This window comes from Paenibacillus sp. cl130 (assembly GCF_900116035.1).
Classification (GTDB): Bacteria; Bacillota; Bacilli; order Paenibacillales; family Paenibacillaceae; genus Paenibacillus; species Paenibacillus polymyxa_B.
In genome coordinates this window covers 511,918-527,257 of sequence record NZ_FOYG01000001.1, presented here as the reverse complement: position 1 = coordinate 527,257, position 15,340 = coordinate 511,918, and the positions used below count along the sequence as shown (strand labels likewise).

General features: G+C 46.1%; 17 protein-coding genes and 1 tRNA gene. 12 read left to right on the top strand and 6 right to left on the bottom strand.

What is annotated here, in order from left to right; genetic code table 11:
* Positions 1-8 precede the first annotated feature (8 nt).
* Complete coding sequence (locus BM358_RS26360; RefSeq protein ID WP_023988033.1) at positions 9-155, bottom strand: hypothetical protein; 147 nt, start codon at positions 153-155, stop codon at positions 9-11.
* 218 nt (positions 156-373) lie between these two features.
* Between BM358_RS26360 and BM358_RS02385 the strand changes: the two genes are divergently transcribed.
* From BM358_RS02385 to BM358_RS02375, 3 genes are read left to right on the top strand one after another with little or no spacing between them, the layout of a single operon-like run.
* Positions 374-1,468, top strand: coding sequence for a quinone-dependent dihydroorotate dehydrogenase (locus BM358_RS02385; protein ID WP_025720086.1), 1,095 nt, complete (start codon positions 374-376; stop codon positions 1,466-1,468).
* Between the two features lie 34 nt (positions 1,469-1,502).
* Entirely contained in the window at positions 1,503-2,315 is an 813-nt protein-coding gene (locus tag BM358_RS02380; RefSeq protein ID WP_023988035.1) for a GTP diphosphokinase, read from the top strand.
* Positions 2,316-2,885, top strand: a complete 570-nt coding sequence (locus tag BM358_RS02375) for a DUF309 domain-containing protein (protein WP_028542815.1) — start codon at positions 2,316-2,318, stop codon at positions 2,883-2,885. It abuts the gene before it with no gap.
* Between the two features lie 90 nt (positions 2,886-2,975).
* Here the strand turns inward: BM358_RS02375 and BM358_RS02370 are convergent, their stop codons facing one another.
* A complete protein-coding gene (locus tag BM358_RS02370; RefSeq protein ID WP_013309735.1) occupies positions 2,976-3,503 on the bottom strand; it encodes a thioredoxin family protein in 528 nt (175 codons plus the stop codon).
* A 163-nt stretch (positions 3,504-3,666) separates the two neighbouring features.
* On the opposite strand from BM358_RS02370, the gene BM358_RS02365 reads away from it, so the two are divergent.
* A complete protein-coding gene (locus BM358_RS02365; RefSeq protein ID WP_028542814.1) occupies positions 3,667-5,331 on the top strand; it encodes an RsmB/NOP family class I SAM-dependent RNA methyltransferase in 1,665 nt (554 codons plus the stop codon).
* Positions 5,328-6,110, top strand: a complete 783-nt coding sequence (locus BM358_RS02360; RefSeq protein WP_028542813.1) for a pseudouridine synthase — start codon at positions 5,328-5,330, stop codon at positions 6,108-6,110. The genes BM358_RS02365 and BM358_RS02360 overlap by 4 nt, the downstream gene beginning before the upstream one ends.
* Before the next feature lie 125 nt (positions 6,111-6,235).
* On the opposite strand, the gene BM358_RS02355 is transcribed toward BM358_RS02360, so the two are convergent.
* Complete coding sequence (locus BM358_RS02355) at positions 6,236-7,417, bottom strand: GGDEF domain-containing protein (RefSeq protein WP_028542812.1); 1,182 nt, start codon at positions 7,415-7,417, stop codon at positions 6,236-6,238.
* A gap of 206 nt (positions 7,418-7,623) precedes the next feature.
* Here BM358_RS02355 and BM358_RS02350 point away from each other — a divergent pair, with 206 nt between their 5' ends.
* A complete protein-coding gene (locus BM358_RS02350) occupies positions 7,624-8,748 on the top strand; it encodes a glycosyltransferase family 4 protein (protein WP_023988040.1) in 1,125 nt (374 codons plus the stop codon).
* Here the strand turns inward: BM358_RS02350 and BM358_RS02345 are convergent.
* Positions 8,745-9,851, bottom strand: a complete 1,107-nt coding sequence (locus BM358_RS02345; RefSeq protein ID WP_028542811.1) for a YkvI family membrane protein — start codon at positions 9,849-9,851, stop codon at positions 8,745-8,747. The two genes, BM358_RS02350 and BM358_RS02345, sit on opposite strands and share 4 nt — an antisense overlap.
* Positions 9,852-9,991: 140 nt before the next feature.
* Between BM358_RS02345 and BM358_RS02340 the strand changes: the two genes are divergently transcribed.
* The 5 genes from BM358_RS02340 (at position 9,992) to BM358_RS02320 (ending at position 12,508) form a co-directional block, all read left to right on the top strand.
* The gene (locus BM358_RS02340; protein ID WP_028542810.1) at positions 9,992-10,597 is read left to right on the top strand and encodes a DedA family protein; all 606 of its coding nucleotides are present in this window, start codon (positions 9,992-9,994) and stop codon (positions 10,595-10,597) included.
* An 84-nt stretch (positions 10,598-10,681) separates the two neighbouring features.
* Positions 10,682-11,254, top strand: a complete 573-nt coding sequence (locus BM358_RS02335) for a xanthine phosphoribosyltransferase (RefSeq protein WP_013309742.1) — start codon at positions 10,682-10,684, stop codon at positions 11,252-11,254.
* 101 nt (positions 11,255-11,355) lie between these two features.
* Positions 11,356-11,700, top strand: a complete 345-nt coding sequence (locus tag BM358_RS02330) for a hypothetical protein (protein WP_007429850.1) — start codon at positions 11,356-11,358, stop codon at positions 11,698-11,700.
* Between the two features lie 139 nt (positions 11,701-11,839).
* Positions 11,840-12,061: a hypothetical protein gene (locus BM358_RS02325; RefSeq protein ID WP_023988044.1), complete on the top strand. Its 222-nt coding sequence runs from the start codon at positions 11,840-11,842 to the stop codon at positions 12,059-12,061.
* Between the two features lie 117 nt (positions 12,062-12,178).
* Positions 12,179-12,508: a carboxymuconolactone decarboxylase family protein gene (locus BM358_RS02320; protein WP_013309744.1), complete on the top strand. Its 330-nt coding sequence runs from the start codon at positions 12,179-12,181 to the stop codon at positions 12,506-12,508.
* A gap of 142 nt (positions 12,509-12,650) precedes the next feature.
* Here the strand turns inward: BM358_RS02320 and BM358_RS02315 are convergent, their stop codons facing one another.
* Positions 12,651-13,187, bottom strand: a complete 537-nt coding sequence (locus tag BM358_RS02315; RefSeq protein ID WP_023988046.1) for a YhjD family protein — start codon at positions 13,185-13,187, stop codon at positions 12,651-12,653.
* Between the two features lie 220 nt (positions 13,188-13,407).
* Between BM358_RS02315 and BM358_RS02310 the strand changes: the two genes are divergently transcribed.
* Positions 13,408-13,491: transfer RNA gene (locus BM358_RS02310), tRNA-Leu, on the top strand.
* Between the two features lie 302 nt (positions 13,492-13,793).
* Here BM358_RS02310 and BM358_RS02305 read toward each other — a convergent pair.
* Positions 13,794-15,293: an MFS transporter gene (locus BM358_RS02305; RefSeq protein ID WP_028542809.1), complete on the bottom strand. Its 1,500-nt coding sequence runs from the start codon at positions 15,291-15,293 to the stop codon at positions 13,794-13,796.
* Positions 15,294-15,340 lie beyond the last annotated feature (47 nt).

Genomic DNA, 15,340 nt, shown 5'->3' with positions numbered 1-15,340 from the left:
CTTGGTGTTTAACGATTTCCTGCTTGTGCTAAAACAATGACCAGAATAATCACAATGATGAGGAGAACAAAGCTGACGGCGGTCCATACAATCGCTTTCTTGTTCACCTCATCCTTTTTCTTTTGCAGACTGGGCGGCTTGCGCTTGGTCTTCATATCAGCAATCCCTCTTTTCTAACGGGCTAAGGTCTTGTCTTACTATGTCCATTGTAAATGGTTTGATTATACATTTTCAATGACATCTCCATGACAACTGAATTGTTCTGATACTACACCTCGCAAATTACTTTCTTTTTGGTATGGAAAAAGCTAAACTATTTTGTAGAGATGTTTTTTTAGGATTGTGCAAGGGCATAGAACGGAGTGGATGAATCGTGTTGTATCGAAGGATTGCGAAACCTGTTTTTTTTAAAATGAGTCCAGAGACGGCCCATCATGTAGTCATTGACGGCTTAAAACATGCGGGTTCACTCCCTGGTGGAGCAGCGACACTGCGAGGGATGTACGGAGTCAAGGAAACGGAGGATCTTGCCGTTGATCTGTTTGGCATTCATTTTCCCAACCCGATTGGACTGGCTGCAGGACTGGATAAAAATGCAGAAGCGGTTACTGGTTTTTCTTCTATCGGGTTTGGATTTATGGAAGTGGGAACGGTGACACCTGTGGGACAGCCCGGCAATGATCGACCTCGTTTGTTCCGACTGCCTCCCGATGAGGCGTTAGTCAATCGGATGGGCTTTAACAATCTGGGTGCTGAGAGCATGGCCAAACGTCTGGCTGCACTCAAACATCGACCTGTTCCGGTCGCAGTTAATATCGGTAAAAATAAAATCACGCCCAATGAGGATGCTCATAAGGACTATGAAAAGTGTATTTCCGCACTGTATCCGTATGCGGACTTCTTTGTAGTGAATATTAGCTCGCCGAATACGCCGGATTTACGAAAGCTCCAGCATGGTCATGAACTGAAGTCGCTATTGGAAGCGGTTCGGGCAGAGATGGGAGTCCAGGCGAAAAAGTACGGCAATGCCAAGTCTGTACTAGTTAAAATTGCGCCGGATGTATCGGATGAGGAATTGGAATATATGACAGATGCGATTGCTGCCAGTGGAGTAGACGGCATTATTGCGACCAATACAACGATATCCAGAGCTGGTCTGACGCACCGAAATGCGAGTGAAACAGGAGGGCTGAGTGGTAAGCCGCTGCGTGACCGTTCCACAGAGGTCATCGGACGGGTGTACCGCCAGACGGAAGGTAAGCTGCCTATTATCGGATCAGGCGGCATCTTCACGAGTCGTGATGCCTATGACAAAATTAAAGCAGGCGCAAGCCTGATTGAAATTTATACAGCATTGATCTACGAAGGGCCGGAAGTAAATAGGGCTATACATGCTGGCCTGCGTGAGCTGCTTCGAAAGGACGGCTTTAGACACATTAACGAGGCTGTTGGTGCAGATCACAGATAAAAAAGTGTTGTCGGAAGAGACAGGAGGTACGGGGATGGACGGAAGAGACTGGGGAACATTTTTACTGCCATACGATCAGGCGGTGGAAGAGCTTAAGGTCAAGTTCAAAACAATGCGTGCGGAGCTGAAAAAGCGCGAGGAATACGCTCCTATCGAATTCGTAACCGGACGGGTTAAAAAAATATCAAGCATCCTCGATAAGGCGAAGAGATTACAAGTTCCTTCTGATCAGCTGGAGACGGGAATCGAGGATATTGCAGGCATTCGCATTATGTGTCAATTTGTAGAGGATATTCGGCGGGTGGCCGAATACATCAGAAGACGTAAGGATTTGACCGTACTGTATGAAAAGGACTATATCACCAATTATAAAGACAGCGGCTATCGCAGCTTTCATATGATTGTGGAGTATCCGGTTCAGACAGCAGTGGGGTTGAAAATCGTGCTGGCAGAGATTCAAATCCGTACGTTGGCTATGAATTTTTGGGCAACTATTGAGCATTCTCTTAGCTATAAGTATCGTGAAAGCTTGCCTGATAATATGCGCACACGGTTGAAAAAGGCAGCTGAGGCAGCCTTTGTATTGGATAATGAGATGTCTTCCATGCGTCTTGAAATATTGGAAGCGCAGAAAAAGTTCGAGGATGAAGCCAATATCGTATCCAAAGTGCTAACAGGTATGCATCGGCTGTATTTCTACCATAAGATCAGTGAAACGATTGATGCGCAGCGCAGATTTAATGAACTGTGGGAACGGCACGACATGGAAGGAATCAAGCTGCTTCACGATGAGGTTAAAGAGATGCTAGAAGCCTCTACCAAGGAAGAAGACAGGGATGAATATTAAATGGCAAACCTTTCCTACGAACCGCTGTACGTGACTTATTTGGTATACTTCAATCGGGATCGGGATTACTTTGAATGTCATGAGGTACTGGAAGAGCTGTGGCTTAAGCTGGACCGTGACCCTGTATATAAAGGTTTGCTGCAAGTTGCTGTAGGACTGTATCATTTTCGGAATGGTAACTATCGTGGTGGACATATGATGCTGGATAGTGCGGTCCACCGGCTGGAGCATGCTCCTTCGCAGGCGCTGGGCATTAATATGGCGAAACTGGTGGACGAGGCGCGCGTTTGCGCCCGTCAGCTTGCTGAAGCTGTTATGACCTGCACGGAAGAGCTTCAGCACCAACCGCCGGTTTATCGGGATTTGACGATTGAAATCGTCGAGCCCGGGTTGCGCCGTGCCGTGGAGAAGGCATCGTCGTCCATTCCAGTCAACATCCCGCAGCAGAGAGGTCCTCGGCGTGGGGAAAAGCATGAGCAGCGTCAGCAGGCGCTGGAAGCTTCAATTAGGCGAAGACAGGCCGCTGGCGGATCGGGCTTTGTCTCGGTGGAAACGAAGGATGCGCCTTGAGTTTGAAGCACATGCACATGGTAAGCAAGCAGCCCGATCCGTTTCATGGGGATCGGGCTGCTTTATCGTTTCAGGTGTGTGAACGTTTGACTAGGAGGTTACGTTCTTTTTATATTTCTCAAAGAAGGCTTTGAAATCGTCGAGTGTGTACCCATTGTCCGAAGGACTTTCCTTCAACCCGCCTACCATACGTTCCTTTTCCACGCCTTTTTCGTAATAAATGAGCGTAGGGGTATACTCAATCTTATACTTGTCCCAGCCATCCTCATACTCACGCAGGTTAAATTCGTGCATCGTGATGTTCTCCTGCTTGCTCAAAGGCAAGAGCTTGGGAGTAGTGGCGCGGCAATGCACACAGTCGGACGCGAAATGATAGACGAAAAAGTTTTCCTTTTTATCAATTTTGCTCTGTAGATCTTCCGGCTTAATAATTTGCTGATAGTTCGGGTCATTCAGCAACTCTTGAGTAGCAGGATTTAACGAGGCTGTGGAAACGCCATACAGCTTGTTCTTAGTGCCTGAATTTAAAGCGAGTAGCACTCCAAGCAAAATGACCAGCACAACAAAAAAGCCGATGACAGGTATAAGCTTTTTTTTGTTGGATTTTTGTGCGTTCAATGCAATCTCTCCTATCAAAATTCAAAATATGTAGCTATGAATCTCATTATTATACAACATTACAGCTTGTAGTGAAAGTTTGTAAATCACACCGATATTGCAGGATAACAGGTTGAATATGGTACAATAAAATTTATTTTAAAAGGACAGGATGATTACGATTATGGGTGTACAGCTCCCCACAGCATTTGTAAAGCGCATGGAGCAATTGCTCGGCGACGAATTTGAAGCATTTATGACCGCCTATGACCACACGCCCCATGCCGGGATTCGCGTCAATACGTTAAAAATTCCGATGGAGGACTTTAAGGAACGTTCTCCGTTCGAACTGCGGCCGATTCCGTGGTGTGCCACGGGTTTCTACATTCCGCACGGTACAAAGCCGGGGTTACATCCTTACTACCATGCGGGGCTGTACTATGTACAGGAACCGAGTGCAATGTCTCCAGTTGAGCTACTCAATGTAGCTCAGGACGAAGCTGTATTGGACTTGTGCGCTGCACCGGGCGGGAAATCGACCCAAATAGCTGCCAAACTACAAGGAAGCGGCGTATTGGTGACAAATGATATTAGCGCGGACCGAACCAAAGCGTTGGCTAAAAATGTGGAATTGTACGGTGTGCGTAATGCCGTGGTACTGAATGAAAGCCCGGATCGAATCGCCGCTGCCTTTCCACATTTTTTTGACAAGATACTAATTGACGCACCTTGCTCGGGAGAAGGTATGTTCCGCAAGGATGAGGATATGGCAAAACAATGGGAGACGCATTCGGTGGATAAATGTGTAGTCATGCAACGGGACATTTTGCGTGTAGCGGCCTCAATGCTGAGCGCAGGAGGGAGAATTGTCTATTCGACCTGCACCTTTGCGCCAGAAGAAAATGAAGGAATGATCGCAGAATTTCTGGAGGCCCATCCCGATTTTGACGTAGTCCCAGTTCTATCGGAAGCAGGCTTTGCACCAGGTCATCCGGAATGGATGAGTGAAGAGGTCGCGGCAGCACACCCCGAACTGCGGGGAACAGCACGCCTTTGGCCGCATCTCGTAGAGGGAGAAGGCCATTTTATCGCTGTGTTGCAACATCAGGGTGGTCGTGTCACTGGGACAGAAGATCACACTGAATCAGAGGATTTGACTCCATTTGAGGACAAGAATGACAGGGCGTTGAACATAGATGCAGTGTATCCACGGAAGAAGCAGTTTTTGTCCGTCAAGGAAGCGTTGACGCCAAGCGGTCAAGGAAGACATGCGACTGGTGAGCCTAAACGAAGTGGTAAAGGAATGGATGGGAAGTCCGGTAAAGGAAAGTCCGCGCGCGGCTTGGGTGGCAATAAGTCCCGTTCTGGCAAAGAAAATGTAAAATCCGCTGCACGCTCCCCACAGGATGTGCTGGAGTCCTATCACCAATTTGTGAAGGAGCAGCTGGAGGTGTGCTTAACAGGCTATACGGTGGTTTACGGAGATCGCATTTATCAGTCGCCACTGGCATCACATCGTTTGGACGGCCTGAAGGTGGTGCGACCAGGCTGGTTTATGGGTACCGACAAGAATGGTCGCTTTGTGCCTTCACATCCGCTGGCGGTGGCATTACGCCCTTCAGAGGCGGTTAGAAGCATCAATCTCTCCAGTTCAGATGCTGAGGCCATCCGGTATTTAAAAGGTGAGACCTTGTCCATCCCCGTTGAGAGAATGGCACTGCGGAACGAAGTCCAGCCCAAAGGCTATACTCTCGTGTGCATTGATGGTTATTCGGCTGGGTGGGGCAAATGGCAGGACGGCATGCTCAAAAATGAATACCCTACAGGCTGGAGGTGGACATCGGTATGAGTGGAAAAGGAAGACAAACGCAACGTTTGGACAAAGTTTTAACCCATATGGGATATGGCTCCCGTAGTGATATCAAGAGACAGGTGAAGCAAGGGATGATCACGGTAAACGGGAGAACCACCAAGGATAGCGGCTTACAGGTTCATCCCTACCAGGATCAGATTGAAGTGAACGGGGAACTTGTTGTTTTTCGGGAGTATATTTACATCATGCTGCACAAGCCACCGGGCGTCATATCTGCAACTGAAGATACGAGGGAGCGGACGGTGTTGGATTTGCTGAGTGCGGAAGAACGACATTTTGAGCCCTTTCCAGTAGGACGCTTAGATAAAGATACAGAAGGACTATTGTTGTTGACCAACGACGGTAAGCTAGCGCACGAACTACTTTCTCCACGGCGGCATGTCCCTAAAACGTATGAGGCTACCGTGTCGGGTCATGTCACGGAGGAGGATATTCATCAATTTACAGCAGGAGTGGAACTGGATGATGGGTATGTTACCCTTCCCGCGCAGTTGACCATTCTTCGTCACGAACATCCGTACCAGGCAGATGGAGAAGTCATTTCCTATATTTCGCTTGTAATCCATGAGGGTAAGTTTCATCAAGTGAAGCGTATGTTCGAGGCGGTTGGTAAAAAGGTGACCTATTTGAAAAGAACGGCCATGGGGCCATTGAAGCTGGATGAACAGCTTCCACTGGGCAGCTATCGAGAGCTGACTAGCGAAGAATTGGAATGGATCGGCCGGGATATAGCATCTGCAACGTCAGAAGTTTGATAGGCAGATTAAATATAAATGACGCACAGGCTCTTATGAGATTCCTGTGCGTCATTTTATGATATAGACAACCTGACAGAGAATTATTCAAACTCAACGTTCAACACTGAATCGCAGTTTACGAATTATTGTGCGCGTGCTGCCCGGCTTTTTTTCACTTCGGCTGCTTTATAAGCTGTAACCTTGTTTTTACCTGTCGTTTTGGATATGTACATTGCTTGATCGGCCTGCTTGACCAGTTCATCCGGGTTCATTTCTTTCCTCACTGTACTGTATCCGACACTGATCGTGACAATGCTTTCTTCCGCGACCCGCTCGCGGATACGTTCTGCGACATGTCCAACCATGGCACGTCGATCCACAACCATTGCGACCAGTTCCTCGCCACCGTATCGTCCGGTCAGTCCGATTTCATCCAGTTCATCCTCCATAATCTGTGCGACCTGTTTGAGTACTTCATCCGCACGAGCATGGCCCTGCGTATCATTCAGCTTTTTGAAATTGTCAATATCGCAAAAAATGACCGACACGCGGATTCCTTGATCCATATATCGCCGTAGTCGTCCCGAAAAATATTTACGGTTATATAGCCCTGTCAGGCCATCGGTGATGGAAGAACGGTAAATCCTTTGGAGCAGCTCCACAATCCGTTCAAATAGGATAATGAATAACGTAGTGTAGTACAGCAATGGTAAAAATGACATATATAGGACTGCGTTTGACCTGCCTGCTTCTTCAGGGATGTCATTTCGCAGCCACAAATAGCCGAGCCAGAGCAAATACATGAATAAGCCCGCTACATACTTCTTTGGCTGTCCGATTCGTGGGGTTATGAACACAAGGCTCAGTATAAGTACCAGTACTCGATAAAACAGAGTGAATCCAACTAGTTTCGCTGTGCTGATCCAAGCGGGTAACAAACCTGCAGTCCAGGCAATAACCGGCAAAATCAATAACGCACCCAGCAGCATCAAGGTCCATGTCTGCACACGTTTCAGCTTCCGGTAGAGTTGAAATACGGCGGCATTGATGAGCACGAAGGCAGACGCCTCCAGCGCATTTTTCCACACGATTCCTTGAAGTTGCATCTTGCCTCCGCCTGCTGAATAGAGATTCATGGCTTCATATGTCATAATAATAATAGCGGCAACCGAAAAAAGGATATAGGCTCTTTTTCGTTGTCTGCTATATATGATCACGCACATCAGTGCCATCATGAGTATAATATACAAACCGCAGGCTGCACTTACGGCCCCGGCCAGAGATGGGAAACCCAAGGTTCCCGATAAGGACAACAACGTCAACATCACCGACTCCATTTGCAAAAGTAGTCAATCTATTGAACGGATGATACCGTTCCGATACAATAGACAGGATTTATCCCATTTAAAATGTTATAATTTTCTTTTGTGACTAACATTTATTCTCAATATATCATCTTTCAGAAAATCCGGAAACCTATACATACAATCTGTGATCCGGGCAGTTTAATGCTTGAAAGGGGAAGCACGTCATGAAATTGCTACAGGCTCTCTTTTTCCCACCCGAGCAACCGGGAGGCGTTTCATCCATGATTCCATATCTGCAAGAGCGATTTACATCCCCCCGTTGGGAAATGGAGCTATTTTCAATCCCTAAACGGATTCGCAACAAGGGTAGGGACGAAGTAACTTTTGATACCTTTGACTGGACGAGATATGAACAATATCCAATCGTCCAAAAATATATTCAGACGTACCGTGACTATTTGTGGTGGACACGGCTTCGTATTCAGAAGCCCTATGACCTCATTCATGCCCATCATCCTATTGCCGGAATCGCCATGAAAACTGTTTTTCCTGACATTCCGCTCGTACAGACGATTCACTCTTCCTATGAGAAGGAGTTAATTCTAAACGGGAAAATAGAGGAGAACGGGCCTGAACACCAATTCTTGGTGTCACTGTATGGGGAAATGGAGCAGAAGGCGGATCGCTTGATAGCGGTATCTCATTCTTTTCAGCATTACTTAACTCCTTACGTTCAGAATCCGCAAGACATTGCAGTCATTCCGAACGGATATGATGAGAAGCGCTTCAAGCCCATTCCACACGAAAATGAAGTGACACAGCTCATAACCGTTTGCCGCCTTGTTCCGGCGAAAGGACTGGATATTTTATTGCGGGCCTGTGCTGAACTTAAAAAAAGAAATCTGGAATTTGTGCTTCATATTATTGGAGACGGTCCGGTTCGCCCTGAGCTGGAAGAGATGGCACGACAGCTCGATATATACCATGAGACGATTTTTTATGGATATACCCTTCATCCAGAAGAGTTTATGCCTTTCTTTGATGTATTTGTTTTGCCTTCTCGGGCGGAGGCCTTTGGTTCGGTATTTGCGGAAGCAGCGTTGAGTTGCCTGGCATTGGTAGGTACAGAAGTGGGAGGAATACCGGAGCAGATTGAAGATGGGGTAAATGGTCTGCTCGTGCCACCCGACAATCCGAGGGCACTGGCAGACGCATTAGAAAAGGTCATTGCTGACCCTGCCTATCGTTATGAGCTGGCTAGATCTGCCTGCGATAAAGCTAAATCAAGCTATTCTTTAAGTCGGGCGGTTAACGAGTTGAAGAAAATGTATTTGAAATTCCCACATTAACCATGACGAGTACCACCTGGTTTGGAATCGGAATGCCGAAAGCTGGAGCGAGGACGTGAGGAACGGAAAGGTCTCCTGCGTCCTGCTATGATCAGTTTGCTAACCCACATCAGACTGAGCATTCCGAAAATAGGATAAAGGACAGATAACAGTGAACTGAAGCCGAACTGACTGATTAAAAAACAGGTGAGCATAATGAATAGTGTGATGAGCTTGGGCGAAATTTGGACATGCTGACGAATTTGCAGACTGACTCCATAAATGTCGGCTACAAAGGTACTGAAGATTTCCATGAAAATGAGTAGAATGTATATGATTTCGACAAAGGCACCCAGACGGTAAGCAATGCTTCCCATAGGGATTTCAAATTGCTGAATACCCGGCATATGTGCTGACATGGCAAAGTGTGCAGCCATTAGCATAAATCCGACACCAACTCCGCCCAAAACTCCGCCCCAGCGGATGGTTCTTCGGGAGAAGGTTTGACTGCCAAGGGGTACAAGCACGGCTTGGGCCATAGTTAGGTTAAAGGACGTGTACAGCAGTGGAGACAGCAAGGTTCGAAATGTACTGTGATCTGTCGTATTCGTAATAAAACTCTGAGGATTAGGCATGGAGAGCGTGCTGTGAACGAGCAGAAGAGACATGATGATCATCAAAGGGACAACCACGGTGTTCATATGCAAGATGGCTTTAATGCCTTTACTTAGCAGCAAATAAGTTCCAATCAGTGTAATAAGCAATCCGGTTTGGTAATGCAGGTGAAGGTGCTCTACAAAAACAGAGCCGGCTCCTGCCAGCATGACGCTGTTTACGCCAATCAGCACGATGAGTGTGAACCAGCTAATCCATTTCCCGGCATTGGCGCCAAAAAGATGTTTGTTCAGGTCCTCGTAGGATTTGGCTGAAATATCATGAGCGATCAGCATCATTTTCGTACCCAACCATACAAATATGATTGTGGATAGCATAATAGTGAGTGTAGCCCAACGACCATACTGCGTAAAAAATTGCAGAATTTCTTGTCCGGTAGCAAATCCGGCACCGACGATTGTACCGATGTATGTAAAAGCAATTTGAAAAACATGAATATTACGTTTCATCCCCAGTCCCTCCTTGCCTGCTTGAATAACGCTGCAGCGAGCATATAATACAAACTATGTTCAACTGAAATAGGACATGACTGGATGAGACTGAAAATAATTAAAGTGAATTAATGAATAGCTTGACGGGAGCGTAATTTATGGGTCAAATCCTTGCATGGATACTTGAATACGGATATTTGGCAATGTTCGGCTTGCTTGCACTTGGAGTAGCGGGTATGCCGATACCCGACGAAGTGCTAATGATCGCCTTCGGCGGGCTCGTGTCTCAAGGGCACTACAACTTCATTGCTGCACTGGCAGTCACATTTTTCGGTAGTATGACGGGTATGATGCTTAGCTACACATTGGGGCGTCTGTTGGGCAAACCACTTTTGCATCGATACGGAAAATGGGTGAGGCTTACGCCTTCTAGGATTGCCTCTTCTGAAAATTGGTTTGGGCGCTATGGTACCTGGGGAATCCTGTTCGGATATTTTGTCCCCGGCTTGAGACATGTATCCTCATATCTAGCAGGTACAACCCGTCTAGGCGTTTTTCGCTATATCAGTTATGCATCAGCAGGAGCTTTGCTGTGGTGCGGTACATTTTTGGGGATTGGACATGCGGTGGGCATGCATTGGGAGCAGGTGGCGAAGCTAATGGAGAAGGTAACGCATCGGGTAGGGCTGGTTGTTATTCTTTTAATCGTTGTGGGAGGAATCACCGCATGGTTCTGGAACAAGCGTAAAAAAAATGTCACATGACCGCATGGAAAGCAGCTATAGCTTGAAAGCGGCGGGTGAAGTATGGTACTTTTACCGCATAGGATTGCCGTGGGAGGTCATGTAATGGAAGTATTAAAGAAACGAATTTTAAATGAAGGCGTGATTGCATCAGATCAGGTGCTGAAGCTGGATGGTTTGCTTAATCACCAGGTTGATCCAGAACTGACAATGGCAATGGGACGAGAGTTCGCAGCACGTTTCCGAGAAGAGAAGATTACCAGAGTAGTGACCGTGGAGTCCTCAGGCATTGCCATCGGGTTTGCGACAGCATTGGAATTGGGTGTACCGTTGGTATTTGCTCGTCGTAAAAAGACCCTATTAGCTGATCCAGACGCGCTGTGTGAACGCGTACCTTCGTTTACAAAAGGTATTGTTACGGATATTATGCTGTCTCGTCAATTTATTCACGAAGATGACCGTGTTCTGTTCATTGATGATATTATTGCTAATGGTGATGCGGCGCGAGGTATGGTTAAAATCATTCAACGCTCTGGAGCGGAGTTGGTTGGATTTGGTGTCGCGGTGGAAAAAAGCTTTCAGGCCGGAGCGAGAACCATCCGTGAGCAGGGTATTCGTGTAGAGTCATTGGTCAAAATTTCGTCGTTAGCTGACGGCAAGATTGAGTTTGCTGAATAGTAACAATTCAAAACTCCTGATCCTTATTTCTAATAATAACCTTTGCATGAGCTTCAATTTCGCTTATAATATAGATAAGGTTTTGGAGAGGAGGCAGCAACATGGGGAAAGAACAATTGACCGAACAGTTTTTTCTGGAAAAACTGGCAGCGGCTAAAGTACACTTTGAGCGTGCCTTGGATTGTAAGCATACGGAATTCGACGATTTGTATCCCTATATGATTGAACATCCTCAGTTTTTTTGGTATAAACGCTATGTGGCCTGGTCTGAGTTGTTGACGTTGGTTAACCTATGCGAAGAATTGTCCTTCTCTTGGAAAGAAGAATTTACTGCTCACCAAGTGGAGTATGTAGATCAGCGAGTGTTGTCTGCACAAGTGCTGGACTTCTGGTACGAGAAGAACGATACAAAAGAACATGATCACAGTGTAAACCAGTCGGGATAATTTGTCGCTCTGTTGGCAATCCATATAAGTAGTAAGAGAGAAGAGACCTAAATGATTGTTTAGGTCTCTTTTTAAACTTTTTTCATGTATATAGAATCATGGTTGCTGTGTTAAAAAAGTGAATAAGGAGGGGACAAGGATGATTATGGACGAAGAATTGGATGCTTATCGACTCTCCGGTGAAAAGGTGCGTGTCGTACGCGATGGATTGGAGTCCAACGATGTTGTTGGCATTGTACTGGCATGGGATGATGAACAGGTGCTTATTCGCCGCCAGAATCGACGTGTGGTCAAGTTGGATCGCAGTTATACATACCAGCCGTTCGGCGAGCCGCGTCACAATCCGATAGATCTGGGTTAGGAAGGGGTTCCAAATGGGTGTTGGATAAAAATAACTGAGCGATTCATTAGGCATACAGAAACTCTAAATCGGACACAGTAATGAAGGGAAATCCAACAGAGAGGACGTGCTGTGTCAATGACGGTTATGGACGAAAAAGTACATGCATACAAGGATCAAATCAGCCATTTGGAAGATCAGTTGCCCGAGGTAGTTCATGCATATCATCGCTTTACCGGAGAGTGCTTTCAAGCCGGCAGCTTAGATGAGAAAACCAAGCAACTGATTGCGCTAGGCATTGGCTTATTTGCCAACAATGAAGTATGCACGTTTTATCACGTGGACGAGGCGCGGTCCAAAGGAGCCAGTGATCAGGAAATTATGGAGACCATTGCTGTGGCCGCAGCAGTAGGTGGAGGACATGCTCTAAGTCAAGGGGTTACGCGTGTACAGAAGGCGTTGCAATAAAGCAAATCATTAATAGATATGCTTATACTTCGTGATAGCGAATATAGATCGATTTTGATATATGATGGTTATGGAAAGGAGCTTCCGAGCACAGTTGGTGTCTGCGGAAGCTTCTTTCTTTTGCGTGTTTGTTGTGCGGGGATTATGCTCTTCTGCTTGCGGCAAAAGCAGCAGGGCGAGACGTTTTACGCTTATAGGCCAAAGAGGATGTAACCAAACTTCGTTCAACGATGCGTAGGGGTTTGGAAGTTGAATTGTTTGGTAATTCGGGGCGATGTTTCTCTAGTAAAGGAAGGGCGGCTGTATGAGGCATGGAGGTCGAGAGCCCCAGATATGCTCGCATCCGCTCATACATTTCTTTACGGAATGCTGGCATAGCCATATTGAACTGCTCTTTATTTCCTTTACTTATATAGGTGGCGTGAACGCCGGAGTGGTTTTGTTGTATGTCTAGAACATGAATGTGATATTTATTAAATTCATGTTTTATTTCAGATAGCAGGATTCCGGTACGATCTACACCTGCGTTAACCATTTCGACATAAAGATCAGGGGTTTTCAGCATACCGCTTTCTTCAAGAATTAGGCTGTCCCGCTCAAATACTTTTTGAATAAAGGTAAGGAGCAGATAACTTTTCACAAGAGACCATTCATGCTGAGTAGTATCTAAAGAAGTCATTACCATTCACCGCCTTAGGAAAATGTGATGATAATTCATAACCGATTGAAAAAAAGAACCTTCGTTCCTGAGAACTTATGTTCTTATTTTAGCTTATTATTCCTTTTTTATCAAGGGGAAATTAACAAACATAAAAGGTTTGACATCTTGATATGAGCATGGTATGATCTATCTTGTCGCTAAGAAAGATAGATCTTTCGAGGTATATGACAACATATATGCGGTCGTGGCGGAATTGGCAGACGCGCACGGTTCAGGTCCGTGTGGGCTAACCCCCGTGGAGGTTCGAGTCCTCTCGACCGCATCATCTTATAATATACAGGTTTGTGAATTGCTTTTATAGCAGTTTGCGGACCTTTTTGTATGCTTAAAAAATTTAAGTTGTTACCCAAGACCTGTGTCGAAGAAATCTCTCCGAAGCTATGAGAACAGGATAATAAGTCTACTGTTGGAATGACCTTATAAGCGCATTCCGGTGGATTTTTCCTAATTGAATCTACTAAATACGAGACTTTTGGAGGCGATTAAAAAATAACAAATAAAACAACTGCCGCTCGTGAGATGTAGCGGCAGTTGTTTAGAATTAACTACATGGAATTAACTGTATCAAAACTCAACATCTCTTTTTTTCTTGGAGCGCGCCCCTGCCAAACGGACAACTAGCGAAGCTACCACCAAAATTGCAGTTACTCCCACAAGGATAACAAAAAAGGATTGATCAAAAGCAGAACGGCCCGCATCTTTCAGTGCTTCTGCAGCCTGGGCAGGCAAACCCTCTGCAGCTATGAGCGCTTCATCCAGGCTGTCTTTCACATTCGCTGGAACGTGGAGTCCTGTAGGGACTTTCATAGCTAGGGAATACGCAAGAGTTGACATGCTTCCGATGATAGCAATCCCTGATGCTCCCCCCATTTCATAGGCAACTTCTTCAATCGATGCAGCCATGCCTGCTTTGTGTGCCGGGGCATAGTTCATAATGGAGTGAGATGCTGCTGTCATACCTGCTCCCAAACCCACACCAAGTAAAGCCAATCCAAGAATCTGCCCGGCCATGCCTGAATTAAATTGCGTGAGATAGATGCCCATTCCCAGACCGGCAATCAGAAGAGAGAAGCTTTTAATATGGATAACGTCATAGCGATGCAATATGGACCCGGTTAAGGGGCCGGCAATGAGAGATGCAATTGGTATGCTAATCGTGTACAGTCCTGCTTGGAGAGGCGACAGACCTTCCACCAGTTGAAGACGCTGGGTTACAATATATTGAATCCCCATCTGTGTAAATGCACCCACCAAGGCTGTTATAAATCCGGTGCTGAACCTTGTAATTTTAAATAAAGTAAGATCAATAAGAGGGCTAGCGCTTTTATTTTGACGACGGATAAAGATGATAAGTGCCAAGACGCCGATAACTGCACCTATTACGGCTAATATTGGAGACCCGTCACGACGGGTAAACTCTTTGATGGAATAGATGAGTCCCACCATGGCGATCATGATTTGGATGGAGCCGGTAAGATCCCATTTTTTCTCTGTATTGCCCGCATGTTTTGGAACATAAATCAGAGTTAATGCAAAAGCAATGATCGCAATCGGCAAATTAATCAAAAATACAGAACCCCACCAAAAATGCTCTAAAAGAAGCCCGCCGACGATAGGACCTAGTCCTGCTCCTCCTGCAGAAACGGAGCCCCAAATGCCGATCGCGAATCCACGCTCGCGTTCATCTGTAAATGTAACCCTAATGATTGACAAGGTAGCGGGCATCATCATAGACGCTCCGACTGCAAGAAGAACCCGAGACGCCACCAATACAAAGGGCACGGGGGAAAAGGCGGCAGTAAGCGAAGCAGCAGCAAATACAAGCAACCCGAGGGTAAAGATTTTTTTATAACCCAAGCGGTCCCCAAGCGTTCCCATTGCTGGCAGCAGACCCGCCATAACGAGCGAGTAGCCATTGAGAATCCATAATTTTTCTGACGCTGATGCACCGAGGTCATGGGTTAAGCTCGGCAATGCGGTATACAGGATGGTCATATCCATCACAATAAGCAAAAGAGCGCTTGATACGATAGCCAGAACCAACCAGCGTTTGAATTTAGACATGTTGTTCCTCCGTGAATATAAATTTAAGTTATTACAATTTAAAACCT

Coding starts and splice junctions, on each gene's coding strand:
- BM358_RS26360 (WP_023988033.1), bottom strand. CDS start 155: ATGAAGACCAAGCGCAAGCCGCCCAGTCTGCAAAAGAAAAAGGATGAG.
- BM358_RS02380 (WP_023988035.1), top strand. CDS start 1,503: ATGGACGGAAGAGACTGGGGAACATTTTTACTGCCATACGATCAGGCG.
- BM358_RS02375 (WP_028542815.1), top strand. CDS start 2,316: ATGGCAAACCTTTCCTACGAACCGCTGTACGTGACTTATTTGGTATAC.
- BM358_RS02365 (WP_028542814.1), top strand. CDS start 3,667: ATGGGTGTACAGCTCCCCACAGCATTTGTAAAGCGCATGGAGCAATTG.
- BM358_RS02360 (WP_028542813.1), top strand. CDS start 5,328: ATGAGTGGAAAAGGAAGACAAACGCAACGTTTGGACAAAGTTTTAACC.
- BM358_RS02355 (WP_028542812.1), bottom strand. CDS start 7,417: ATGTTGACGTTGTTGTCCTTATCGGGAACCTTGGGTTTCCCATCTCTG.
- BM358_RS02350 (WP_023988040.1), top strand. CDS start 7,624: ATGAAATTGCTACAGGCTCTCTTTTTCCCACCCGAGCAACCGGGAGGC.
- BM358_RS02345 (WP_028542811.1), bottom strand. CDS start 9,851: ATGAAACGTAATATTCATGTTTTTCAAATTGCTTTTACATACATCGGT.
- BM358_RS02340 (WP_028542810.1), top strand. CDS start 9,992: ATGGGTCAAATCCTTGCATGGATACTTGAATACGGATATTTGGCAATG.
- BM358_RS02335 (WP_013309742.1), top strand. CDS start 10,682: ATGGAAGTATTAAAGAAACGAATTTTAAATGAAGGCGTGATTGCATCA.
- BM358_RS02330 (WP_007429850.1), top strand. CDS start 11,356: ATGGGGAAAGAACAATTGACCGAACAGTTTTTTCTGGAAAAACTGGCA.
- BM358_RS02325 (WP_023988044.1), top strand. CDS start 11,840: ATGATTATGGACGAAGAATTGGATGCTTATCGACTCTCCGGTGAAAAG.
- BM358_RS02320 (WP_013309744.1), top strand. CDS start 12,179: ATGACGGTTATGGACGAAAAAGTACATGCATACAAGGATCAAATCAGC.
- BM358_RS02315 (WP_023988046.1), bottom strand. CDS start 13,187: ATGACTTCTTTAGATACTACTCAGCATGAATGGTCTCTTGTGAAAAGT.
- BM358_RS02305 (WP_028542809.1), bottom strand. CDS start 15,293: ATGTCTAAATTCAAACGCTGGTTGGTTCTGGCTATCGTATCAAGCGCT.